The following is a 22,501-nucleotide window of genomic DNA, read 5'->3' as shown; positions in this document are numbered from 1 at the left end:
TAGCGGGGGTGCCCGCCGGGCGGCAGGATCGTGGAATGGCCATCTCGGGAGTGCTCTTCGACTTTTCCGGCACGCTGATGCGCATCGAGCCCTCGCCGGTGTGGCTGGGTACGGTCCTGCGCCGGGCGGGGATCTCGCTGCCCGCTGCGGAGCGTGACCGGCTCGCCGCCGCCCTGGACCAGGCGGGGGCGCTGCCCGGGGGGTCACTCCCCCGTGAGGTACCGCCGCCGCTGGCCGGGCTGTGGCGTGACCGCGACCGGGACGCGGCCCGCCACCGGGAACTGTTCACGGCGCTGGCACGCCAGGTGCCGCTGCCGGACCCCGCGCTGTACGACGCCCTGTACGACCGGCACATGGAGGCGGACGCCTGGCACCCGTACCCCGACGCCGCCCGCGTGCTGCGGGAGCTGCGGGAGCGGGGCGTGGGCGTCGCCGTGGTGAGCAACATCGGCTGGGACCTGCGCCCGGTGCTGGCCGCGCACGGGCTGAGCGACTATGTCGACGCGTACGCGCTGTCGTACGAGCACGGCATGGTCAAGCCGGAGCCGGGGCTGTTCGCGGCGGCCTGCGAGGCACTGGGGGTGGCACCCGGCCAGGCGCTCATGGTGGGCGACAGCGTGCCCGCCGACGGCGGTGCGGCGGCGCTGGGCTGCGCGGTGCACTTCGTCGAGCCGCTGCCCGTGGAACAGCGGGCCACGGCGCTGCTGCCGGTGCTTGAGAGGGCGGGCTGACGGGCCGGCCGGGAAGGGCGGCAGCAAGCCGCGGCACCGACGCCGCATCGGGCGGTCCCCCGCGCCGCCCGATGCGGCATCTGTGCACACCGCGCACCCCGGCCAGGGGGCCGGGGGCGAGTCTGAAGGACGCGCTCAGTATATTGGCTGCGAGCCAGTCAACGCGGGAGTCCAGCATGTCCCCTCGCAGCGCATCCGTCAATGAAGAGCTGCGCCGGCGTTCGCGGCAGCGACTGCTCGAGGCGGCGGTCGAGCTGGTGTCGGAGAAGGGGTACGAGGCCACCACCATCGCGGACATCGCCGACCGGGCTGGCTCCGCGCGCGGCCTGATCTCCTACTACTTCCCGGGGAAACGCCAGCTTGTGCAGTCCGCCGTGCACCGGCTGATGCACCTGACGCTGGCGGAGGCGCTGGAGCGCGAGCCGCGCCCGCAGGGCCCGCGCGCGGGGGACGAGATGCTGGCCAGGGCCATCGACGCCATCCTGGGCCTGGCCCGCGACCAGCCGGTGCTGATGCGGGCGCACATGGCGGGCCTGCTCCAGGAGGAAGGTTTCATCCAGTGCGCCGAGCAGCAGCGGCTGGCCGAGCTGCTGCGCGAGACGGTGGCGCGCTACGGGGCCGCCGACCCGGAGCGTGACTACACGCTGCTGCGCGCCCTGCTGATGGGGGCGGTCGTGGCGCAGCTGCTGCCGGGGGCCCCGATGCCGCTTTCCCGGCTGCGGGCGGAGCTGTTCGCGCGCTACGGGCTGCCGTGGGAGCGCGGGTTCCCGCCGGCGGACGGCGGCTGAGAGCACCGGACGCCCTCTCCCGCCCGCCGCCGTCCGGCGGGCCCCTGGTAGCGCCGTGGTGACTTCCGGCGCAGGGAGCAGGCATGCCGCGAATCGCTGCTGCCGGGTCCGGGCCGAGCGGGGTGTACACGGCGCAGGCGCTGCTCGGCCTCAGCGGCGCGTGGCGGGATCTGCTGCTCGTCGATGTCCTGGACCGGATGTCCTGGACCGGCTGCCGTGCCCGTACGGCCTGGTGCGGTACGGCGTCGCTCCGGACAACGAGAAGTTCACGTCACTCCAGCACAGTCTGCGCCGCGTCCGGAGCGGCCCGGGGCGCGGTCCCCGGGCAACGTGCCGGTCGGCGAGGGCGGCGTCAGCCCGGCGGAGGTGAGACAGCTCTACCACGCGGTGGTGTAGGTGCCGCCTGTGACCGCCGGCTGGGGATCCCCGGCGGGGATCTGGCGGGGAGCGGGCCGGCGACGGACATGCCGCAGGCGCCGCTGGAAGCGCTGGCCGCCAGCGGGGTGCGCGAGGTGGACATGGCGGGCCGGCGCGGGCCGTCGCAGGCGAGGTTCACCACCAAGGAGCTGCGGGAGCTGGGCACGCTGCCGGGCGTGCGCGCCGGCGTCGTTCCCGGGGAACTGGCCGCCGGCCCCGGCTGCGCGGACCCGGCCGGGCTGCCGGGGCGGCGCGGCTGTGGCTGCGGTTCTTCCTGCGCCCGGCCCCGGTCCTTAACGACGGGCGCGGCGCGGCGCGGGCGGTGCGCTCCGAGCGGACCGCGCCCAGCGGCCCGGGGGGGGGCACCGGCACCGGGCGGTCCGTGGAGATCGCGGCCGGCCTGGTACTGCGGTCGGTCGGCTACCGGGTGCCGTTCGACGCGGACCGCGGAACGGTCGCACGCGGCGGGCCGGGTGCTGCGGGACGGCGCCGCCTCACCGGGCGAGCACGTGGCCGGGTGGATCAAGCGGGGGCCGAGCGGCGTCATCGGGTCGAACCGGCCGTGCGCGCAGGAGACGGTGTTCTCGCTGCTGGCCGACCGGGAGGTGCTGGGGCCGCTGGACGCTGCGGGCGGCGGGACCCGATCCGGTCGGGTGGCCCGGAAGGCTGCGCATCGAGGCGGCGGAGGCGGCCCCGGGGCGGTCGCTGTCGCGCGGCACGGTGACGATCCCCGGGTGGGCGGGGCTGCTGGCGGCGCGCGCCGCGTGACGCGCGGTACGGGGTACGGGACCGGGCCGCGGCGGTGCCTCGATGCGCAGCCATCCGGGCCAGTAGGGTGACGGACCGTGGCAGCACGACCATTGGATGAGATCGTCGAGGCGGGCTGGGCGAAGGCGCTGGCCCCGGTGGCCGGGCGGATCGCCGCGATGGGCGACTTCCTGCGCGCTGAGGTAGCGGCGGGCCGGACGTACCTGCCGGCGGGCGACCGCGTTCTGCGGGCCTTCCAGCAGCCGTTCGAGGAGGTGCGGGTGCTGATCGTGGGTCAGGATCCGTACCCCACGCCGGGTCACGCGGTGGGCCTGAGTTTCTCGGTGGCGCCGGAGGTCCGGCCGCTGCCGGGCAGCCTGGAGAACATCTTCCGGGAGCTGACAAGCGACCTGGGCCTCCCCCGCCCGTCGACCGGGGACCTGACGCCGTGGACCGAGCAGGGCGTGCTCTTGCTGAACCGGGCGCTGACGACGGCGCCGCGCCGGCCGGGCGCGCACCGCGGCAAGGGCTGGGAGGAGGTCACCGACCAGGCGATCCGCGCGCTGGCGGCCCGGGGCACGCCGCTGGTGGCGATCCTGTGGGGCCGGGACGCCCGGAGCCTGCGGCCGCTGCTGCGCGGTGTGCCGGCGATCGAGTCGGCCCATCCGTCGCCGATGTCGGCGGACCGCGGCTTCTTCGGCTCCCGTCCTTTCAGCCGGGCCAACGCGCTGCTCGCGCAGCAGGGGGCGCCGCCCGTGGACTGGAAGCTGCCGTGACCGGGGCGCCCGCGGCATGGGTGCTGGGGGTGGATTCCGGCGGCTCCGGCTTGCGCGTCGCGCTGGCCCGCGCGGGCGCAAGCGGCGAGCCTGAGCCGCGGGGCGAGGCGCCGGCGGCGGATCCGGTGCCCACGGGCGGCTCCGGTATCGACGCCGAGGCGCTGCTGTCGCGGGTGGTGCCCGCCGCGCGGGAGCTGCTGGGCCGGGCCGGGGCGGGTGAGCGGGTGGACGCCGTGTGCGTGGGAGCCGCGGGCATGGCGACGCTCGGCGACGACCTGCGGGCGGTGCTGCCGGGCGCCCTGGCAGCCGCGCTGGGGGTGCGCCGCCTGGCGCTGGCGGCCGACGCGGTGACGGGCTACGCGGGGGCGCTGGGCGAGCGTCCCGGCGTGGTGGTGGCGGCGGGCACCGGCGTGATCGCGGTCGGCACCGACCTGCGGCGGTGGCACCGGGTGGACGGCTGGGGCCACCTGCTGGGCGACTGCGGTGGCGGGGCGTGGATCGGCCGGGCCGGGCTGGAGGCGGCCCTGCGGGCCTACGACGGCCGCGAGGGCGGTTCCGCGGCGCTGCTGGCGCGCCTGCGGGAGGTGTTCGGCGAGCCGGCCGGCCTGCCCGGGCAGCTGTATCCGCGGCCGGACCGGCCCGCGCTGCTGGGACGGTTCGCTCCCGAGGTGGCCGCCTGCGCGGCGGCCGAGCCGCCCGACGAGGTGGCGGCAGGCATCCTGCGGGAAGCGGCCCGGCAGATCGCCGTGACGGCCGCGGCCGCGTGCCCGGGCGGCGAGGGTGAGGTGGCCCTGACGGGCGGGCTGTTCGGCGCCGGCGAGCCGCTGACCGGGCCGCTGCGTGAGGAGCTGGCGCACCGGATTCCCCGGGCGTCGGTGGTGTCCGCCCGCGGTGGGCCGCTGGACGGCGCGGTACGGATCGCGGCCCGGCTGGCCGCCGGCACGCTCCGGCTGCCCGCTGATCCGGCACTGCTCCGCGTGGCGGGCTGAACGGCGGGCACGGGCCCGGCCGCAGGGGCGTGGCGCAACGGGTCCCCCGGGGGAACCACGGCTGGCCGCAAGGCATTAACATGCCACGACATGAGCTCCCCCACTGGGCCAGCTTCCGGCCTGCCCGTTCGAATGCCGCGACCCCGCAAGCCCGGTCGCCACCGGCGCCCGGAGCCCGTCACCGCGCCCGAGGGCGCGCCCTCGCTGGTGCTGGCCGTGCCCGGTCAGCCGTCTTCGGCGAGCCGTGGTCTCGCCGAAGAGGTGGTGAGTATCGCGCGGGCGGAGCTGCCGGGCCTGGACGCCCGTGTGGCCTTCGCCGAAGGGGCCGACAATGACGAGGAGTTCCCCGCGCTGGCCGGGGTGCTCGCGCAGGTGGCCGCGGCGGAGCGCGGCGGTGAGGCCGGCGCCGAGTGGCCGCCCGCGGTCGTGGTGCCGCTGCTGACGAGCCCGGGCAGCGCCCACGGCGAGGTCATACGCCAGGCGGTGAGCGACAGCGGCACGGGCGCAGCGGTGACCGACGTGCTGGGTCCCCACCCGCTGCTGGCGGAGGCGGTGCACGTGCGGCTCTCCGAGGCGGGTCTGGCCCGCGCTGACCGGGCGCGGCTGTTCACCGTCGCCACGGCCGCCGACGGCATCGTGCTGGCCGCCGTGGGCGGCGAAGAGGCCGTGAAGGCGGCGGGCATCACGGGCATGCTGCTGTCGGCGCGGCTGGCGGTGCCGGTGCTCGCGGCGGCGCTCGACCAGGAGGGGGCGGTCGCCGAGACGGCGAACAAGCTTCTCGAGTCGGGGTCGCAGCAGCTGGCGCTTGCGCCCTGTGCGATCGGTCCGGAACTGCCCGAGGGGCTGCTGAAGTCGGCGGCCACCGAGGCGGGCTGCGCGGCCTCCGAGCCGCTGGGGGCCTATCCGGCCGTGGGCAAGCTGGTGCTGTCCGCGTACATGACCGAGCTGGGCATCAACCCGCAGCAGCCGGGCGCGCCACTGCGCTGACCCGGCGTCAGCGGGCCGCCCGTTTCCGCGCCGTTCCCGGCCGGTTTCCGCCGGCCGCACGGAACGGCGCTTTCGCGTCTGGCGCTCTGCCCCGTCCCTGCCGGGGCGCCGGCCGGGCCCCGCGGACCTGCGCTGCGGGCCGGCGCTGCGGCGAAGCCCCGGAAGCCGCGGAGGCGAGGGGGCTCCTACCGCAGCGAGCGGGTGCGGACCGGGTGCAGCGCTGCCTCGCGTATCTCGAGCACGGGCTGGGCCGTCTCAGGGCGCACCCGCGGGTCGACGTACACCCGCGTGTCGGGGTCCCAGGCGAACGCCCGCAGCCGCAGGCCACCGTCCCGGACCGCCTCGCGGTGGGGCGTCAGGTCCACCTCGAGCGGCCGTCCCGACCAGAACTGGTCGGCGATGAGCCGCTCGCCCGCGTAGACGCGGATGACGTCGCCTGTCCAGTCCAGCCGCAGGATCACCTGCTCGGCGCCGTCGAACACCTCGTCGTCCACCGGCACCGCTACCGGCGTGAGCGCCGCGAAGTCGGCGTCCGTGGGCGCGGAGAGCCGCCCGGCGCTGCCCCCGGTGCGCACGGGCGCCACGGCGGGATCCGTGAACGGCGGGACGGCGAGGCGGCGCACGCCGTCCTGGCCCGGGACGGTGTAGCGGGTGAAGACCGTGCCCGCGGCCGGTGCCTGCGCAAGGTCCGCGTGCCGCAGGGCGGGGCAGACGCCGATGACGGCCGCCCGGTCCGGTTCCACGACGCGGAAGCCGTCCTCGTCGAACCATCCGTCCCCGTGCCACACCACGAGGCTTTCCCGGCCGTCGATGGTGCCCTTCCATACCGCGTCAGCCGTGGCGGGATCGAGGAAGACCAGGGTCGTTCCGGCGACGGTGACCTCGGCGCCGAGACCGGGCGCGGCGTGGGGGACGGCGAGGAGGCTGCCGTCCTCCTCGCGGACGCCGGCACCGCTCACGTCCGCCGCCGCTACGCCTTCCAGCCGCAGTTCGACGTCCACTCCCCCGGTGGCGGCGAACAGGACGACCGGGCCGCGCGCGGTGTCGATCCGGGTGAGGGGCTGGGCGGTCGCGGTGAGGGCCGGGATGCTGCCGACGCGCTGCCGCAGCGGCCATACCCCGTAGGCCCCGGACGGCAGGGTGCAGGGGGCGCTGGGCACGGTGACGGTGCGGGTGCCGAGTTCCACCGTGAACTGCACGTCGCCGGCGTCCGGCAGCGGCGCCGCGGCCGGCTGGTGGTTGGTGAAGAAGAGGTATCCGCGCTCGCCGTCCCCGCGCACCGCCCAGCGGACCGGGTCGCCGGGTGGCGGCAGGACCGCCGGGTACGTGGCGAGCTGGCTGCCGAAGGCCTCAAGCAGCAGGTGCTGGCGGCGGAGCTGGTGGTAGTGCGGGCGCTGGCCCCCGGCGGCGCCGACCGGGGCGAAGAAGTCGTAGTCGAGCACGGGCAGGTCGTTGGGATAGCCCGTCGCGTGCGACTCCTGCGTGGTGGAGAGGTCGCCGAGGACCTGGGTGACGCCGTGGTAGAGGTAGTACCCCTGCCAGGCGGAGCCGCTGCCGAGCTTGGTCAGCGCGAGGGCGGCGACGTCATCGGGATCGACCAGGGGGCGCCGGTGGTAGGCGGTCTGCATGCCGCCGCCCAGTTCGCAGGTCGCGAAGGGCCACGGGTCCTGGCTGTCCGCCGCGCCGGAGGAAGTGCCGGCGGAGGTGCCGCGCAGGTCGGCGCCCACCGACAGGTCGTCGCGGAGCGTGGTGTAGGTGAAGTGCGTGGCGGCGGACGCGGGCCAGCCGGTCTCCGAGTCTTCCCAGAAGGCATCCGGGTAGCCGGCGTACACGGGCAGCAGCGCGCCGCGGGGCAGCTGGGCTCCGCCCCAGCCGGTCGCCGTCCACAGCGAGGCGCGCATGCCCGCCTGCTCGGCGAGCTGGCGCAGCGTGCGCAGGTGTTCCGGCTGGTCGTACAGCTCGTTGTCCACCTGGATGCCGATGACGGGCCCGGCGGGGTTGTCCTCGCCGTGGAAGAGCCCGCGTACCTGCTCCGCGATGGCGGTGTACCAGCCGCGGACGAGCTCCAGGTAGGCGGGGTCGTTGGTGCGGTGGGCCAGGGGCAGCGCCTGCAGCCAGTCGGGGAAGCCGCCGTTACGGGTCTCGCCGTGTGCCCAGGGGCCGATGCGCAGCACTACCTCCAGGCCGGCGCGGCCGGCGGTCTCGACGAAGCGGCGCAGGTCGCGCTGGCCGTCCCAGCGGACGGTGCCGCGGACCTCCTCGTGGATGATCCACAGCAGGTAGGTGGCGACGACGCTGACGCCGCCGGCCCTCATCTTCCGCAGCTCCCGCTCCCAGCGGGCGGGATGGTCGCGGCTGAAGTGGTACTCCCCCATCACGGGGAACCACGGGGAGCCGTCGCGCTCGAGGTAACGCGACGTCAGCCGCAGGCGCTGCGGCAGGCCGGCCGGGTCTCCCATGGCGAGCGGGGCGGGGATCACGGGCGCGGGCCCGGGCACGCGGATACGGCGGGGCCGCGCCGCTGTGCCGGAGTGTCCGGGCTGGTGGGAGCCGTCGGGGCGGGGGGTCTGGTTCACGGTGCGGTAAGCCATCCGATCGGTGTGACAGCGGTGGTCGCAGGGGCGGTCGTGGGGCAGTCGGCGGGGCTTGCGGCGCGGTGCTGCTCCGCCGGTGGTGCTGCTCCTTCCGCCCGGCCCGGCGGGGGTCCGGCGGGTCAGCTGGGGTCCGCGCCTGCCGCTGCCCGCCGGGCGGCTGCGCGCCGCGGTGCGCCGGTCAGGCGGTGCGACGTCCCCGCGACCGGATCAGCCCAGGAAACTGAGCCGCACCTGGCGCTGCGGGTTGTCGCCGTTGGTGTCCACCAGGCACACCGACTGCCAGGTACCGAGCATGAGCTGGCCGCCGACGACGGGCAGCGTGGCGTGCGGTGGCACGATCGCGGGGAGGACGTGGTCCCTGCCGTGCCCCGGGCTGCCGTGGCGGTGACGCCACCGGTCGTCGGCGGGCAGCAGGTCACGCAGCGCGGCGAGCAGGTCGTCGTCGCTGCCCGCGCCGGTCTCGAGGATGGCTACGCCCGCGGTGGCGTGCGGCACGAAGACGTTCAGCAGTCCGTCGCGCCCCGCGGCGGCCTGGGCGAGGAACTCCTCGCAGTCGCGGGTCAGGTCCGTGACGGACTCGGTGGAGCCGGTCGTCACGTGCAGGACGCTGGTGCGGAAGGTGTCGCTCATGTATTCCACGCTACGGGTCTGAGGGGACCGGGCGGCCGCGCCGGTTCAGCCGCGGGGACCGCGGCTGGACTCGCGGACGACCAGCTCCGGCTCGAAGACGATGCGCTGGTGCTGGTGGCGGTCGGCGCCCTCCCCCGTCTCCTCCAGCAGCAGTTCGGCGGCCTGCCGCCCCATGCGGACCGCGGGCTGGCGCACGGAGGTGAGGGGCACGGCGGCGGCCGCGGCGAACTCGATGTCGTCGTACCCGATCAGCGCCATGTCGTCGGGCACCCGCACCCCGGCGGCGAAGAGCGCCTGGAGCACGCCGAGCGCCAGCAGGTCGTTGGCGCAGAACACGGCGGAGGGCCGGGGGTCCATGGCCAGCAGGCGGCTGCCGGCCTCGCGCCCGGACGGCACGTCCAGCAGCCCGGCCTGCACGTGGTGCAGGGCGGTGTCGTCCAGCCCGGCCTCTGCCAGCGCGGCCAGCGCCCCCTCCATCCGGTCCTGGCACTGCTGGAGCGACATCGGGCCGCTGACGTAGGCAATGCTGGTGTGCCCCTGCTGCAGCAGGTGGCGCACGGCCATGGTGCCGCCGAGGACGTCGTCGACGGAGACGGAGCAGCCCTCGGCGCTGGGCAGCACCCGGTCCACGAAGACGAACGGGATGCCGTGGCGGCGGAACTCGGACAGGTTCCGGCCCGACATGTCGGCGGGCGTGACCAGGACGCCCCTGACCCGCTGCTCGGCGAAGAGGGAGAGGTAGTCGGCCTCCTCCGAGGCCGACTGGGCGCTGTTGCAGAGCATGACGCCCAGCTGGGAGGCACGGGCGACGCGCTCGGCGCCGGCGGCCACGTCCACGAAGAACGGGTTGCCCATGTCGAGCACGAGCAGGGCGATGATGCGGCTCTGCCCGGCGCGCAGCTGCCGTGCCGACTCGCTGCGGACGTAGCCGAGCTCGCTGATGGCGGCCTGGACGCGCAGGCGGGTCTCCTCGGCCACCATGTGCGGCCGGTTGATGACGTTGGAGACCGTTCCCACCGACACCCCGGCCTGCCGCGCCACCTCTTTGATGCCCACCGTGTGCGCCATCTGCCGTGCCCCGTTCGTTTCGTTACCGGCGGTTACCGCCGGGCCATCGTAGACATTCGGCCACCCGTTCACACGCCCTCGTACCAGGGAGTCTTCCGTCCGGGCGGTCAGGGTCAGTCGAGGTGGAACACCTCGGTGAGGGGTTTCATGGCCTCGTCGGGCCGCGCCCCGTCGAGCGACTCGAAGAACGGCGCCATCTCGGCCTGCCAGCGGGCGTTGACGTCGGTCTCGGCCATGGCGCGCTGCGCCGCCTCGAAGTCCTCGGTCTCCAGGTAGCCGACGAGAAGGCCGTCCGGGCGGAGGAAGAGCGAGTAGTTGTGCCAGCCCGCCGCCGACAGGGCCTCGCGCATCTCCGGCCACACCTCGGCGTGCCGTTTCTTGTACTCCTCGGCCCGGTCCTCGCGGACCTTCAGCAGAAAACACACCCGCTGCACGACGTCGACGCCCTTCTGAAAGGTTTCATTTCCAGGATTGGACGCAAGCTAGCCACCGGCCCGGCCCCGGTCAAGGCCCGCTCACTCGATCGAGTGGCGCTCCGGTACGCGACGTCTCCCTTGACAGCGCCGCTCCGCCACTCTTAGCGTCGACGCTCAGTGAAACGATTCATTACGGTCCAGGGAGCCCTGATCGCATGACCGTCCCCTCCGCCGTTAAGGCGGCCCTGACCTCACAGGTCATCGAAACCCCGTCGTGGGGCTACGGAAACTCCGGCACCCGCTTCAAGGTTTTCGCTCAGCCCGGAGTGCCGCGCACTCCGCAGGAGAAGCTCGACGACGCCGCGCAGGTGCACCGTTACACCGGTGTCGCGCCCTCTGTCGCGCTGCACATCCCGTGGGACAAGGTCGACGACTACGCGGCGCTGGCCGACTACGCCCGCGGCCTCGGCCTGCGCATCGGCGCCATCAACGCCAACGTCTTCCAGGACGACGACTACAAGCTCGGCAGCGTCTGCCACCCGGACCCCGCCGTGCGCCGCAAGGCCCTGGGCCACCTGATGGAGTGCGTCGACATCATGGACGCGACGGGCTCCCGCGACCTGAAGCTGTGGTTCTCCGACGGCACCAACTACCCCGGGCAGGACGACATCCGCTCCCGCCAGGACCGGCTCGCCGAGGCGCTGGCGGCCGTCTACGAGCGGCTCGGCGACGACCAGCGGCTGCTGCTGGAGTACAAGCTCTTCGAGCCCGCCTTCTACACCACCGACGTGCCTGACTGGGGCACCGCGTTCGCCCACTGCCTCAGGCTGGGACCGAAGGCGAAGGTCGTGGTGGACACCGGCCACCACGCGCCGGGCACCAACATCGAGTTCATCGTCGCGGTGCTGCTGCGCGAGGGGAAGCTCGGCGGCTTCGACTTCAACTCCCGCTTCTACGCCGACGACGACCTGATGGTGGGCGCGGCCGACCCGTTCCAGCTGTTCCGCATCATGACCGAGGTGGTGCGCGGCGGCGGGTACACCGACGAGGTGGCCTTCATGCTGGACCAGTGCCACAACATCGAGCCGAAGATCCCGGCGGTCATCCGCTCGGTGATGAACGTCCAGGAGGCCACGGCCAAGGCGCTGCTGGTGGACCGTGAGGCGCTGACGGCCGCGCAGGCCGCCGGCGACGTGCTCGGTGCCAACGCCGTGCTGATGGACGCGTTCAACACGGACGTCAGGCCGCTGCTCGCCGAGGTGCGCGAGGAGATGGGCCTGGACCCGGATCCGATCGCGGCGTACCAGCGTTCCGGCTGGGCGCAGCGGATCGTCGAGGACCGCAAGGGCGGCCAGCAGGCCGGCTGGGGGGCGTGACGATGACGCAGCAGAGGCAGCAGACGCACAACAAGCAGAAGGACACTACGGCCGGGCACCCGGCGGTGCAGGCGCTGCTGGAGCGCTCGCACCGGCTGGGCGCCGACCCGAGGAACACCAACTACGCCGGCGGTAACGCCTCGGCGAAGGGCACCGCGACCGACCCGGTCACCGGCGACGAGACCGAACTGATGTGGGTCAAGGGTTCCGGCGGCGACCTGGGCACCCTGCGCCCCGAGGGCCTGGCGGTGCTGCGCCTGGACCGGCTGCGGGCACTGCGCGAGGTATACCCGGGCGTCGAGCGCGAAGACGAGATGGTCGCCGCGTTCGACTACTGCCTGCACGGCAAGGGCGGCGCCGCTCCCTCCATCGACACCGCCATGCACGGCCTGGTCGAGGCGGCGCACGTCGACCACCTGCACCCGGACTCGGGCATCGCGCTGGCCTGCGCGGCCGACGGCGAGGCGCTGACCAAGGAGTGCTTCGGCGAGCGTGTGGTGTGGGTGCCGTGGCGGCGTCCGGGGTTCCAGCTGGGCCTGGACATCGCGGCGGTGCAGCGGGCGCACCCGCAGGCGATCGGCTGCGTGCTGGGCGGCCACGGCATCACGGCGTGGGGCGCGACCAGCGAGGAGTGCGAGGCCAATTCGCTGCACATCATCCGCACCGCCGAGGCGTTCCTGGCGGAGCGGGGCAAGCCGGAGCCGTTCGGTCCGGTGCTTGAGGGATACGAGCCGCTGCCCGAGGCGGAACGCCGGGCGCGGGCCGCCGCGCTGGCGCCGGTGGTGCGGGCGCTGGCGTCCGCGGACCGGCCGCAGGTGGGGCACTTCAACGACGACGACGTGGTGCTGGAGTTCCTGGCGCGCGCCGAGCACCCGCGGCTGGCGCGGCTGGGCACCTCCTGCCCGGACCACTTCCTGCGCACCAAGGTGCGGCCGCTGGTCCTGGACCTGCCCGCGAGCGCCCCGCTGGAGGAAGCGGTGGCGCGGCTGAAGGAACTGCACCAGGAGTACCGCGAGGAGTACCGGGCGTACTACGAGCGGCACGCCACCGAGGACTCACCGCCGATGCGCGGCGCCGACCCGGCGATCGTGCTGGTACCGGGGGTCGGGATGTTCTCCTTCGGCAAGGACAAGCAGACGGCGCGCGTGGCGGGCGAGTTCTACATCAACGCCATCAACGTCATGCGCGGCGCTGAGGCGGTGTCCTCCTATGCGCCCATCGAGGAGTCGGAGAAGTTCCGCATCGAGTACTGGGAGCTGGAGGAGGCCAAGCTGCGGCGGATGCCGCCGCCCAAGCCGCTGGCGACCAGGATCGCGCTGGTGACGGGCGCGGGCTCGGGCATCGGCCGGGCGACGGCGGAGCGGCTGGCCGCGGAGGGAGCCTGCGTGGTCGTCGCGGACGTGAACGCCGAGGCGGCCGAGCGGGTCGCGACCGAGCTGGGCGGCCCGGACCGGGCGGTGCCGGTGACGGTCGACGTCACCGACGAGGAGCAGGTGCGGGCGGCGGTGGACGCGGCCGTGCTGGCGTTCGGCGGCCTGGACCTGGTCGTCAACAACGCGGGCATCTCCGTTTCCAAGCCGCTGCTGGAGACCACGGCCGCCGACTGGGACCGGCAGCACGCCATCATGGCGCGCGGCTCGTTCCTGGTGTCGCGGGAGGCCGCGCGGGTGATGATCGCGCAGGGGCTGGGCGGCGACATCGTGTACATCGTCTCCAAGAACGGCGTGTTCGCCGGTCCCAACAACGTGGCCTACGGCGCCACCAAGGCCGACCAGGCGCACCAGGTGCGGCTGCTGGCGGCCGAGCTGGGTGAACACGGCATCCGCGTCAACGGCGTCAACCCGGACGGCGTGGTGCGCGGCTCCGGCATCTTCGCGGGCGGCTGGGGCGCCCAGCGCGCGGCGGTGTACGGCATCGAGGAGGAGAAGCTGGGCGAGTTCTACGCGCAGCGGACCCTGCTGAAGCGGGAGGTGCTGCCCGAGCACGTGGCGGCGGCGGTGTTCGCGCTGACGTCGGGCGTGCTCAGCCACACCACGGGGCTGCACATTCCCGTGGACGCCGGTGTGCCCGCCGCGTTCCTGCGGTAGCCGGGCGCCGCGCGCCCTGAAGCGGCCGGGGGGTGTCCCCCGGCCGCTTGGTTCCCGCCGCCGCTGCTGTCGTTGTCATCGCGTCCGTCTGTCGAGTGAGCGCCGCGAGGTGTGCTGTGTCTGAAGCCGGTTCCGGTCCTGCCCGGTGGTTCGCCGCCGTCGATCTGGGCGCGTCCAGCGGACGCGTCATGCTGGGGCGGGCGGGCCCCGGCACGCTGTCGCTGCGGGAGGTGCACCGCTTCCCCAACGAGCCGGTCCGGGCGGGCGGCACCCTGTACTGGGACGTGCTCGCGCTGTACCGGGGGGTGCTCGAGGGGCTGCGCCGGGCCGGCCGGGAGACCGGCGCGGAGGGCCTGGCGGGCATCGGCATCGACTCGTGGGCGGTGGACTACGGCCTGCTGGACGCCACGGGGGCGCTGCTGGGCAATCCGGTGCACTACCGGGACGGCCGCACCGAGGGCGCGGCCGAGGCGGTGGCCGCGGTGGTGCCGCCCGAGGAGCTGTACCAGGCGACCGGGCTCCAGTTCCTGCCGTTCAACACGGTCTACCAGCTCACCGCGGCCCGCGGCACGCCGCAGCTGGCGGCCGCCGAGCGCCTGCTGCTGATACCGGATCTGATGGCGTACTGGCTGACGGGCGAGCAGGGCACGGAACTGACGAACGCGTCCACGACGCAGCTGGTCGATCCGCGTACCCGGGACTGGCACCGGGAGCTGGCGCAGCGGCTCGGCATCGACCTGGGCCTGTTCGCGCCGCTGCGGCGGCCGGGCGACCCGGCCGGCGTGCTCACGCCGGAGACGGTGGCCGCCACCGGACTGCCCGGTCCGGTGCCGGTGACGGCGGTCGGCTCGCACGACACGGCCTCGGCGGTGGCGGCGGTCCCGGCGGCGGGTGAGGCCTTCGCCTACATCGCGACCGGCACGTGGTCACTGGCGGGGCTGGAGCTGCCGGAGCCGGTGCTGACGGAGGAGAGCCGGCGCGCCAACTTCACCAACGAGCTGGGCGTGGACGGCACGGTGCGCTATCTGCGCAACATCATGGGCCTGTGGCTGCTCCAGGAGTGCCTGCGGCACTGGGAGGCGGAGGGCGAGCCGCGCGAGCTGGGCGCGCTGCTGGCCGAGGCGGCCGGGGCCGAACCGCTGCGGTCGGTGGTGGACGCCGGGGACCCGGAGTTCCTGGCGCCGGGCGGGATGCCGCAGCGGCTGGCGCGCGCGTGCCGCCGCACCGGGCAGCCGGAGCCGAGGACCGCGGCAGAGACGGTGCGCTGCGTGCTGGACTCGCTGGCGCTGGCGCACCGCCGGGCGGTGCGGGACGCGGTGCGGCTGTCGGGCCGCGCGGTGGAGACGGTGCATGTGGTGGGCGGAGGATGCCACAATGAGCTGCTGTGCCAGCTGACAGCCGACGCCTGCGGGCTGCCGGTGGTGGCGGGTCCCGCCGAAGCGGCGGCGCTGGGTAACGTCCTGGTGCAGGCGCGGGCGGCGGGCGCGGTGAGCGGAGGGCTGGCCGAGCTGCGCAAGCTGCTGCGGGCCACGCAGCCGCTGCGGCGCCATGAGCCGGCTGGTGACCAGTCGGCGTGGGACCGTGCCGCGGCGCGCATCGCGCCCGGCGGGAGGGAGTGACGGTTGCGGGTCGCCCTGTTCGTCACCTGTGTCAACGACACGCTGTATCCGCGCACCGGCCAGGCGGTGGTGACGCTGCTGGAACGGCTGGGGGTGCGGGTGGGCTTCCCCCTGCAGCAGAGCTGCTGCGGGCAGCCGCAGTTCAACACCGGGTACCGGCACGAGACGGAGCCGCTGGTGCGGCGGTTCGCCCGGGCGTTCGCGGGCTACGACTACATCGTCGCGCCGTCGGGGTCGTGCGCGGCGATGGTGCGGGAGAACTACCCGCGGATCGGGGCCAGGGCCGAGGCGGAGGGGCGCGGCAGCGCGCTGGCCGAGGCGGCGGCCGACGTGGTGCCGCGGACGTACGAGCTGACGGAATTCCTCACCGACGTGCTCGGGGTGGAGGACGTGGGGGCGTACTACCCGCACACCGTCACCTACCATCCCACCTGCCACGGGCTGCGGATGCTGCGGCTGGGTGACCGGCCCAGGCGGCTGCTGGAGCGGGTGCGGGGGCTGACGCTGGTCGATCTGCCGGGCGCGCAGGAGTGCTGCGGCTTCGGCGGCACGTTCGCGGTGAAGAACCCGGCGGTGTCGGCCGCGATGGGCGCGGACAAGGCCCGGGCCATCACGGGCACGGGCGCCGAGGCGGTGTGCACGGTGGACAACTCCTGCCAGATGCACATCGGGGGCACGCTGTCGCGGATGGACTCCCCGGTGCGCCCGGTCCACCTCGCGGAGATCCTGGCCAGCACGGAAGAAGAGCCGTGGTGAGCGCCGCGGCCCGATGCGAGGAGGCGCTGTGAGCGGCACGTACCTGGGCATGCCCGCCTTTCCCGAGTCCGCCGGGACCGCGGTGCGCGACGAGCGGCTGCGCGGCAACCTCCGGCACGCCACGCACTCCATCCGCGCCAAGCGGGCGAAGGCGGTCGCCGAGCTGCCGGACTGGGACCGGCTGCGGGCCGCGGGGGCGGCCATCAAGAACCGGACGCTGCGTCACCTGGACGTGTACCTGGAGCGGCTGGAGCGGGCCGTGACCGAGGCGGGCGGGCAGGTGCACTGGGCCGCCGATGCCAGGGAGGCCAACCGGATCGTCACGCGGCTGGTGCGGGAGACCGGCGAGACGGAGGTCCTCAAGGTCAAGTCCATGGCGACGCAGGAGATCGGGCTGAACCAGGCGCTGGCGGCGGCGGGCATCCGGGTCAGCGAGACGGACCTGGCGGAGCTGATCGTCCAGCTCGGCGACGACCTGCCGTCCCACATCCTGGTGCCGGCGATCCACCGCAACCGGGGCGAGATCCGGGACATCTTCACGCGGCGCATGGCGGACTGGGGCCGCCCGGCCCCCGAGGGGCTGAGCGACTCCCCCGCCGAGCTGGCGGAGGCGGCGCGGCTGCACCTGCGGCAGAAGTTCCTCAACGCCAAGGTCGCCATCTCGGGCGCCAACTTCATGGTGGCGGAGACCGGCACCCTGGTGGTGGTGGAGTCCGAGGGCAACGGGCGGATGTGCCTGACGCTGCCGGAGACGCTGATCTCGGTGGTGGGCATCGAGAAGGTCGTGCCGACCTGGCAGGACCTGGAGGTCTTCCTGCAGCTGCTGCCGCGTTCCTCGACCGCGGAGCGGATGAACCCGTACACCTCGATGTGGACCGGCACGACGGACGGCGACGGGCCGCGCACGTTCCACCTGGTGCTGCTGGACAACGGCCGCACCGACGCGCTGGCCGACACCGTCGGGCGGCAGGCGCTGCGCTGCATCCGCTGCTCGGCGTGCCTGAACGTCTGCCCGGTGTACGAGCGGGCGGGCGGCCACGCCTACGGCTCGGCGTACCCGGGCCCGATCGGGGCGATTCTGACGCCGCAGCTGCGGGGCACGGCCACCGGCCTGGACGCGTCGCTGCCGTACGCCTCGTCGCTGTGCGGCGCGTGCTACGAGGTGTGCCCGGTGGCCATCGACATCCCGGAGGTCCTGGTGCACCTGCGCGAGCGCGTGGTGCAGGGCGGGGAGGCGACGGTGCGCGGGCGGCGCACCCGGATCCGGCCGGCGAAGGGGCACGCGGCGGAGCGCGCCGCGATGCGCGCGGCCCGCTGGGTGCTGGACCACCCCCGGGCGCTGCGTTCCGGGCAGCGCATGGCGGCGCGGTCACGCCGCCTGGTGCCGCCGCAGCTGCCGGGGCCGGGGCGGGCGTGGACCGACAGCCGGGACGTGCCGGCGCTGCCGGCGGAACCGTTCCGCGACTGGTGGCGCCGCACCCGCGGCGGCGAAGGAGGTGACGCGTGAGCAGCAGGGACGTGGTGCTCGGCAGGATCCGCCGCGCGCTGGCGGACGTGCCGCGGCAGGAGACGCCCGAGGACGTGGCCGTGGTCCGCGACTACCGACGTGACGACTCCCCCGGCGATCCGGTGGCGGTGCTGGCCGAGCGGCTGGCGGACTACCGGGCGGCGGTGCACCGCTGCGCCGAGGCGGAGGTGGCGCCGGTGGTCGCGCGGCTGCTGGCGGCGCGCGGCGCGCGGTCGGTGGTGGTGCCGGACGGGCTGCCGGAGGAGTGGCTGGCCGGGGTGCCGGAGGAGGTGCGCCGGGTGCCGGACGAGGCCGGGCTGACGCCGCACGACCTGGACGCCGTCGACAGCGTGGTGACCGGCTGCGCGGTGGCCATCGCGGAGACGGGCACGCTGGTGCTCGACGCCGGCCCCGGCCAGGGGCGGCGGCGTGTCACGCTGGTGCCTGACCACCACGTCTGCGTGGTGCGGGTGCCGTCGCAGGTGGCGGGGTCCGTGCCGCAGGCGCTGGAGCGGCTCGACCCCGGGCGTCCGCTGACGTGGATCTCCGGCCCGTCCGCGACGAGCGACATCGAACTGAGCCGGGTGGAGGGCGTGCACGGGCCCAGGACGCTGGAGGTCGTTCTGGCGGAACCGTGAGGGCGGTGCCGGCGCGGCCGCCTAGTCTCGCCGCATGACGCATGGCCAGGCAGCGGGCGTCCCGCAGCGGATGGGCGACGGACCCGTCCCATCCATGAGTGGTTCCGCGAGTACCTCGCGGCGGCGCGGAAGGAGCTGGCCGCGCTGTTATCCGGCGGGCGGTGCGAGCCGGACGTGACGCGCCAGCCGCTGCGCCGCTGCCGCGAGTTCTGCCACTACCTGCACGGCCACCACGCCGCCGAGGACGCCCGGATGTGTCCCGCGCTGGAGCGCGAACGGCCGGACTTGGCGGCGGTGTGCGCGCGGCGGCGCGAGCACACGGTCGTCGCGGCGCTGCCGGACGAACGCAACGCCCTGCTCGACGCGGCCGGTGAGCAGGAACCGGCGGACAGCGCCACGCACCAAGGCCGAGTTCGACCGGCTGGCCGGCGAGCTGGAGGGGCATCTCGTGTACGAAGAGGAGCACCTGGTGCCGCTCCTCACGGCGGCGCGCCTGAGCCGGGCGGTCAGTCCGACAGCTGAGCGGCGGGCGCGCCGGCCGTCAGCAGGTGAGTGACGACGCGGCCGGCGCGCGGCGCGAGCAGGGCGGTGAGCTGCTCCACGGCCGCGTGCACGGCCTTCGCCCCGGCGTCCGCGTCGACGGCCTCCAGCAGGAACAGCACGTCCCGCGCCTGGGGCGTGACCTTCGTGCGGTCGCTGTCGCGGTGGTTCCAGTGGCGGGTGAGCACCGGGTGCTCGGCCGCCTCGTCCGCGTAGACGACCTCGCCGGGCCGGGCCTCCTCGGGCCCGTCCGGCTGTCCCAGCGGGAGGAACGACTCGCCCTCGCGCGCGTAGCGCACGCGGATGTCGCCGCGTACCGCCGCCAGGTCAAAAGCCCCGGCGGGCACGCCGTGCGTCACGGACACCGCGTTGTACGCGTCGACAACGGGGCTGATGCGCGGCAGCCGCCCGGACTTGGCGAGCCGCCGGGACAGCGCGTCCACGCTCGGGCGCATGCGCCGGGGGTTGGTGCCGAAGGCACGGTAGGCGGCCTGCCAGGAGGCCAGCCGGGGGTCGTCCTCGCTGAGCGGCTGCCAGGCGCCCGAGGCGGCGTCCGCCTCCAGGGCCGCGAGCAGGCGCTCCGGTTCCTGCCACGGGCCGGAGCGCAGGCCGGTGGCCGTTACCGCGGCGATGGTCAGTGCCGGGAACGCCTCGCAGACCTCCTCGGCCACGGACAGCTGTGTCATCTCCTCGCCTTCCCGTCCCGGCTGCTGGCCTGTCCCGCGCGCCAGCCGCGCCTGAGCGGTCACCTTACCCGGCTCGGGGCGGCCTGGCGGACAGGTGACGCCGAGACAGCACGTCGGCAAAGAGACTGCACCTGCTGTGTCGACATGTTCACCTTCTTTCCCTGCCAGAGCGCCAGCCTCGCCATCCCCGGGCCATCCGCGGTCCAGCTGCACCAGGCTGGCGGCAAGCCGGTACCGGCGGACACCTCCAGCGGACAACAGCGGACAAGCGGGCGGACCGCTGGCGCCATGACGCCGGGGCGCGGGCTGGCCGCCTGCCTGCCTCAGTCGTCCGTCTCGCCGAGGGCCTCTCCGAAGGCGCGGTAGGCGGCCTGGTCGAAGAGCACGAAACGCACCTCCGCAAACGGCCGCTCCGCCACCGCCGCGCGCACGGCCGCAACGGCGATCCGCGCGGCGTCCGCCACCGGCCAGCGGTAGGCCCCCGTGGAGATGGCGGGGAACGCGACGGTGGCGGCGCCGAGCCCGGCTGCGACACGGAGCGACTCCCGGTAGCAGGACGCCAGCAGCCGTGACCGGTCCTCGGTGCGGGAGTAAACGGGCCCGACGGTGTGGATGACCCAGCGCGCCGGCAGCCGCCCCGCACCGGTCGCGGCGGCCTGGCCGGCGGGCAGGCCGCCGCGGTAGCGCGAGGCGCGCAGTTCCCGGCACTCGGCGAGGATGCCGGGACCGCCCTTGCGGTGGATCGCGCCGTCCGCTCCCCCGCCGCCCAGCAGGGAGGAGTTGGCGGCGTTGACGACCGCGTCGACGTGCTGCTCCGTGAGGTCGCCGTGCACGCGGGTCAGCGCGGTCACCGGTCCTCCTCCTGCCAGCGGGCCGCCCAGGACAGGCCGCCGAGCAGGTGCTGGCGGAAGACGGGGTCGGCGTACGACTCGGAGGTGTGGCCCAGGGCGGTGTAGAAGGAGCGCCCGCCCGCGCGCTCGTGGCACCACACCAGCGGGTGATCGGCGCCCATTCGCCCGCCCTCGTAGGTGCTTTCGTCGGCCGTGGCCAGCACCCGCACCCGGCCCCGGGGGTTGCTGGTGAAGTTGTACCACTCGTCGGTGAACTCCCAGCGGTCGCCGAGGTGCGCGGTGGCCGGGTGGTCGTGGTCGGTGACGTCGAGGACGCCGGGCTGGAGCGCGGGGTGGCCGTCGAAGACGGCGCCGACGACGCTGTCGCCGTACCACGGCCACTGGTACTCGGTGCAGGCGGCGCCGTGCACGCCCACGAAGCCGCCGCCCGCCGCGAGGTAGTCGCGCAGCGCGGCGCGGGCGGCGTCCGTCAGCACCTCGCCGCTGGTGGACAGGAAGACGGCGGCCGCGCAGCCGCCACCGAGCGAGGCGGCGAGTTCCCCGGGGTCCTCCGTGGCGAGGACGGAGAAACCGTGCTCCTGGCCCAGCGAGCGGAACGTGTCGATGCCGTCGGGGATGGAGTCGTGCCGGTAGCCGGCGGTCCTGGTGAAGACCACGATCGTGCGAGCGCTCATGAGGCGCCATGGTAGGGGCGGCCCCGCCCGGCGGCGGGGGACCGGGCGGCGGCGTTCCGGGCAGGCCCTTCCCTCGCGGCCCGCCCGGGCCCATGATCGTGAGACGTCCCGACACACAGGCGAGGAGTACAGATGCCCCCGGATGCGATGGTTGCTTCCTTCCGCCAGCAGGCCGACGCCTGCGGCCGACTCGGCTCCCCGCTGTACGCCGCACTGCTGGAGCGGGCGGCCGACGACGTGGCGGCGGGCGGGCCGTGCGCCGAGGCGGTCGCTGCCCACGCGGAGGCAGCCGCAGCGGACGCGGTGCCGCTGCGCCTGGCCGGGGGCGTGCACGCGCTGGCGCTCACCGGGCGCGCACCCCGGCTCGCGGCGCACTACCCGAGCGCGGGCGGCGTGTTCGATTCCGGCAACGCCGCGGCGGCGTGGCCGGCGTTCCGGGAGGCGGTAGCCGCGGAGCTGCCCTGGCTGCGGGCGTGGCTGGCGCGCCCGCCGCAGACCAACGAGGTCGGCCGCGCCGTGATGCTGCTGGTGGGACTGCTCAGCGTGCTGCCCCGGCCGCAGCTGCCGGTGCGGCTGTTCGAGCTGGGCTCAAGCGCGGGCCTGCTGCTGCGCGCCGACCAGTACCGGTACGTGTCGGACGCGTTCACCTGGGGCCCGCCGGACTCGCCGGTGCGGCTGACGGAGGCCTGGCGCGGCGAGGTGCCCGACTGGCTGCGCCAGGCCGCGGCGCGCAGCCCGGCGCTGCGCGTCGTGGAGCGGCACGGCTGTGATCCGGACCCCATCGATCCGCTGTCGCCCGGCGGCGCGCTGGCGCTGCGCGCCTACCTGTGGCCGGACCAGCTGGCGCGGGCCGCGCGGCTGGAGGGCGCGCTGTCCGTCGCGGCGAAGGTCCCGGCGACCGTGGAGGCCGCGGGCGCGGCCGAGTTCCTGGCGGGGGTGCAGCTGGAGACGGGGACCATGACGGTGGTCTGGCACTCCGTCGCCCGGCAGTACATCGACCCGGCGGAGTGGGCGCGGGTCGAACGCGAACTGGACCGGCTGGCCCGGGCGGCGACCGCCGACGCGGGCTTCGCGTACCTGTCGTTCGAGCCGCACGAGCGGGAGGGCTTCTGCCTGACCGTGCGGACGGGGCGGGCCGGCGAACGCCATCTGGCGGTGGCGCCGGCACACGGCCTGCCCGCTTCCTGGCATGGCCCCGGCTGATGGCGCAGGATGACCGCATGGCACGGACGATGACCGACGAGGAGTGGCGCGCGTTCGCCTCCTCGGGCACCCGGACAGCGATGGCGGCCACGGTGCGGGCGGACGGCAGCCCGCGCGTGGCCCCGGTGCGGTCCCCGCTGCTCGACGGCCGGGACGTGGTGCTCACCACGGGCACGGAGACGGTGACGGGACGGTCGATGGACGAGACAGCGCCGTACGCCTCCGTGATGCGGCACGGCCGGGTGCGGCTGAGCGAGGCCCCGGACGAGCCGCGCACCTGGGCGACACAGACCGCGGACCGGTACCCGGACTCCGGGGACGAGGCCGAGGCGTCCGGGGCACGGCACGGCGTGCCGGGTGAGCTGCTGGCGCGGGTCACGGTGAAGCGCGCCGTCGCCGTGTCCGGCGGGGCCCGCTGAGC

Annotated in this window: 21 protein-coding genes and 1 pseudogene; 15 read left to right on the top strand and 7 right to left on the bottom strand. The window is 74.9% G+C overall.

Annotated elements, in window-relative coordinates; translation table 11 throughout:
- Positions 1-35: 35 nt before the first annotated feature.
- The 6 genes and pseudogenes from JK356_RS15775 (at position 36) to JK356_RS15755 (ending at position 5,435) form a co-directional block, all read left to right on the top strand.
- A complete protein-coding gene (locus JK356_RS15775) occupies positions 36-731 on the top strand; it encodes an HAD family hydrolase (RefSeq protein WP_201868599.1) in 696 nt (231 codons plus the stop codon).
- Positions 732-907: 176 nt separating this feature from the next.
- Complete coding sequence (locus tag JK356_RS15770) at positions 908-1,519, top strand: TetR/AcrR family transcriptional regulator (protein ID WP_201868597.1); 612 nt, start codon at positions 908-910, stop codon at positions 1,517-1,519.
- 83 nt (positions 1,520-1,602) lie between these two features.
- Positions 1,603-2,704: pseudogene (locus JK356_RS21990) on the top strand (NADP oxidoreductase).
- A 77-nt stretch (positions 2,705-2,781) separates the two neighbouring features.
- A complete protein-coding gene (locus JK356_RS15765) occupies positions 2,782-3,459 on the top strand; it encodes a uracil-DNA glycosylase (protein ID WP_201868595.1) in 678 nt (225 codons plus the stop codon).
- On the top strand, positions 3,456-4,448 hold the full coding sequence (locus JK356_RS15760) for a BadF/BadG/BcrA/BcrD ATPase family protein (protein ID WP_307815628.1): 993 nt from the start codon (positions 3,456-3,458) through the stop codon (positions 4,446-4,448). Before JK356_RS15765 ends, JK356_RS15760 begins: the two co-directional genes overlap by 4 nt.
- Positions 4,449-4,538: 90 nt before the next feature.
- The gene (locus tag JK356_RS15755) at positions 4,539-5,435 is read left to right on the top strand and encodes a sirohydrochlorin chelatase (protein ID WP_201868594.1); all 897 of its coding nucleotides are present in this window, start codon (positions 4,539-4,541) and stop codon (positions 5,433-5,435) included.
- A 185-nt stretch (positions 5,436-5,620) separates the two neighbouring features.
- Here JK356_RS15755 and JK356_RS15750 read toward each other — a convergent pair whose 3' ends face one another.
- The 4 genes from JK356_RS15750 to JK356_RS15735 form a co-directional block, all read right to left on the bottom strand.
- Positions 5,621-8,026 (bottom strand): beta-galactosidase, encoded by a 2,406-nt coding sequence (locus tag JK356_RS15750; RefSeq protein ID WP_201868592.1) that lies wholly within the window; start codon positions 8,024-8,026, stop codon positions 5,621-5,623.
- Positions 8,027-8,236: 210 nt separating this feature from the next.
- On the bottom strand, positions 8,237-8,659 hold the full coding sequence (locus tag JK356_RS15745) for a YjbQ family protein (RefSeq protein ID WP_201868591.1): 423 nt from the start codon (positions 8,657-8,659) through the stop codon (positions 8,237-8,239).
- Between the two features lie 45 nt (positions 8,660-8,704).
- Positions 8,705-9,727, bottom strand: coding sequence for a LacI family DNA-binding transcriptional regulator (locus JK356_RS15740; protein ID WP_201868590.1), 1,023 nt, complete (start codon positions 9,725-9,727; stop codon positions 8,705-8,707).
- A gap of 113 nt (positions 9,728-9,840) precedes the next feature.
- Positions 9,841-10,161: an L-rhamnose mutarotase gene (locus tag JK356_RS15735; RefSeq protein WP_201868589.1), complete on the bottom strand. Its 321-nt coding sequence runs from the start codon at positions 10,159-10,161 to the stop codon at positions 9,841-9,843.
- 197 nt (positions 10,162-10,358) lie between these two features.
- Here JK356_RS15735 and rhaI point away from each other — a divergent pair, with 197 nt between their 5' ends.
- The 7 genes from rhaI (at position 10,359) to JK356_RS22565 (ending at position 18,648) form a co-directional block, all read left to right on the top strand.
- Positions 10,359-11,519 (top strand): L-rhamnose isomerase, encoded by a 1,161-nt coding sequence (gene rhaI / locus JK356_RS15730; RefSeq protein ID WP_201868588.1) that lies wholly within the window; start codon positions 10,359-10,361, stop codon positions 11,517-11,519.
- Between the two features lie 2 nt (positions 11,520-11,521).
- Positions 11,522-13,606, top strand: a complete 2,085-nt coding sequence (locus JK356_RS15725; protein ID WP_201868587.1) for a bifunctional aldolase/short-chain dehydrogenase — start codon at positions 11,522-11,524, stop codon at positions 13,604-13,606.
- Between the two features lie 116 nt (positions 13,607-13,722).
- Positions 13,723-15,225 carry a rhamnulokinase family protein gene (locus tag JK356_RS15720; RefSeq protein WP_374100659.1) on the top strand — a complete coding sequence of 501 codons (1,503 nt, stop codon included), beginning with the start codon at positions 13,723-13,725 and terminating at the stop codon, positions 15,223-15,225.
- 3 nt (positions 15,226-15,228) lie between these two features.
- Positions 15,229-15,981: a (Fe-S)-binding protein gene (locus JK356_RS15715; protein WP_201868585.1), complete on the top strand. Its 753-nt coding sequence runs from the start codon at positions 15,229-15,231 to the stop codon at positions 15,979-15,981.
- Positions 15,982-16,009: 28 nt separating this feature from the next.
- Positions 16,010-17,488 (top strand): lactate utilization protein B, encoded by a 1,479-nt coding sequence (locus JK356_RS15710; RefSeq protein WP_201868584.1) that lies wholly within the window; start codon positions 16,010-16,012, stop codon positions 17,486-17,488.
- Positions 17,485-18,126, top strand: a complete 642-nt coding sequence (locus JK356_RS15705; protein ID WP_201868583.1) for an LUD domain-containing protein — start codon at positions 17,485-17,487, stop codon at positions 18,124-18,126. The genes JK356_RS15710 and JK356_RS15705 overlap by 4 nt, the downstream gene beginning before the upstream one ends.
- A gap of 90 nt (positions 18,127-18,216) precedes the next feature.
- Positions 18,217-18,648, top strand: a complete 432-nt coding sequence (locus tag JK356_RS22565) for a hemerythrin domain-containing protein (RefSeq protein ID WP_201868663.1) — start codon at positions 18,217-18,219, stop codon at positions 18,646-18,648.
- Here JK356_RS22565 and JK356_RS15695 read toward each other — a convergent pair.
- The 3 genes from JK356_RS15695 to JK356_RS21975 all read right to left on the bottom strand — a co-directional run bounded on the left by JK356_RS15695 (position 18,633) and on the right by JK356_RS21975 (position 20,877).
- Complete coding sequence (locus tag JK356_RS15695; RefSeq protein ID WP_201868582.1) at positions 18,633-19,352, bottom strand: B3/4 domain-containing protein; 720 nt, start codon at positions 19,350-19,352, stop codon at positions 18,633-18,635. The two genes, JK356_RS22565 and JK356_RS15695, sit on opposite strands and share 16 nt — an antisense overlap.
- A gap of 323 nt (positions 19,353-19,675) precedes the next feature.
- Positions 19,676-20,203: an O-acetyl-ADP-ribose deacetylase gene (locus JK356_RS21980; RefSeq protein WP_307815626.1), complete on the bottom strand. Its 528-nt coding sequence runs from the start codon at positions 20,201-20,203 to the stop codon at positions 19,676-19,678.
- Positions 20,200-20,877, bottom strand: coding sequence for a ThuA domain-containing protein (locus JK356_RS21975; RefSeq protein WP_236671376.1), 678 nt, complete (start codon positions 20,875-20,877; stop codon positions 20,200-20,202). Before JK356_RS21975 ends, JK356_RS21980 begins: the two co-directional genes overlap by 4 nt.
- Positions 20,878-21,009: 132 nt before the next feature.
- On the opposite strand from JK356_RS21975, the gene JK356_RS15685 reads away from it, so the two are divergent.
- Positions 21,010-22,080, top strand: a complete 1,071-nt coding sequence (locus tag JK356_RS15685; protein ID WP_201868581.1) for a DUF2332 domain-containing protein — start codon at positions 21,010-21,012, stop codon at positions 22,078-22,080.
- Positions 22,081-22,097: 17 nt separating this feature from the next.
- Entirely contained in the window at positions 22,098-22,499 is a 402-nt protein-coding gene (locus JK356_RS15680; protein WP_201868580.1) for a pyridoxamine 5'-phosphate oxidase family protein, read from the top strand.
- Positions 22,500-22,501 lie beyond the last annotated feature (2 nt).

This window comes from Streptomyces sp. 7-21 (assembly GCF_016741785.1).
GTDB lineage: Bacteria > Actinomycetota > Actinomycetes > Streptomycetales > Streptomycetaceae > Streptomyces.
The sequence above is the reverse complement of the archived record's forward strand: the minus strand, read 5'-3'. Positions and strand labels throughout refer to the sequence as shown.

Coding starts and splice junctions, on each gene's coding strand:
- JK356_RS15775 (WP_201868599.1), top strand. CDS start 36: ATGGCCATCTCGGGAGTGCTCTTCGACTTTTCCGGCACGCTGATGCGC.
- JK356_RS15770 (WP_201868597.1), top strand. CDS start 908: ATGTCCCCTCGCAGCGCATCCGTCAATGAAGAGCTGCGCCGGCGTTCG.
- JK356_RS15755 (WP_201868594.1), top strand. CDS start 4,539: ATGAGCTCCCCCACTGGGCCAGCTTCCGGCCTGCCCGTTCGAATGCCG.
- JK356_RS15750 (WP_201868592.1), bottom strand. CDS start 8,026: ATGGCTTACCGCACCGTGAACCAGACCCCCCGCCCCGACGGCTCCCAC.
- JK356_RS15745 (WP_201868591.1), bottom strand. CDS start 8,659: ATGAGCGACACCTTCCGCACCAGCGTCCTGCACGTGACGACCGGCTCC.
- JK356_RS15740 (WP_201868590.1), bottom strand. CDS start 9,727: ATGGCGCACACGGTGGGCATCAAAGAGGTGGCGCGGCAGGCCGGGGTG.
- rhaI (WP_201868588.1), top strand. CDS start 10,359: ATGACCGTCCCCTCCGCCGTTAAGGCGGCCCTGACCTCACAGGTCATC.
- JK356_RS15725 (WP_201868587.1), top strand. CDS start 11,522: ATGACGCAGCAGAGGCAGCAGACGCACAACAAGCAGAAGGACACTACG.
- JK356_RS15695 (WP_201868582.1), bottom strand. CDS start 19,352: ATGACACAGCTGTCCGTGGCCGAGGAGGTCTGCGAGGCGTTCCCGGCA.
- JK356_RS21975 (WP_236671376.1), bottom strand. CDS start 20,877: ATGAGCGCTCGCACGATCGTGGTCTTCACCAGGACCGCCGGCTACCGG.
- JK356_RS15685 (WP_201868581.1), top strand. CDS start 21,010: ATGCCCCCGGATGCGATGGTTGCTTCCTTCCGCCAGCAGGCCGACGCC.
- JK356_RS15680 (WP_201868580.1), top strand. CDS start 22,098: ATGGCACGGACGATGACCGACGAGGAGTGGCGCGCGTTCGCCTCCTCG.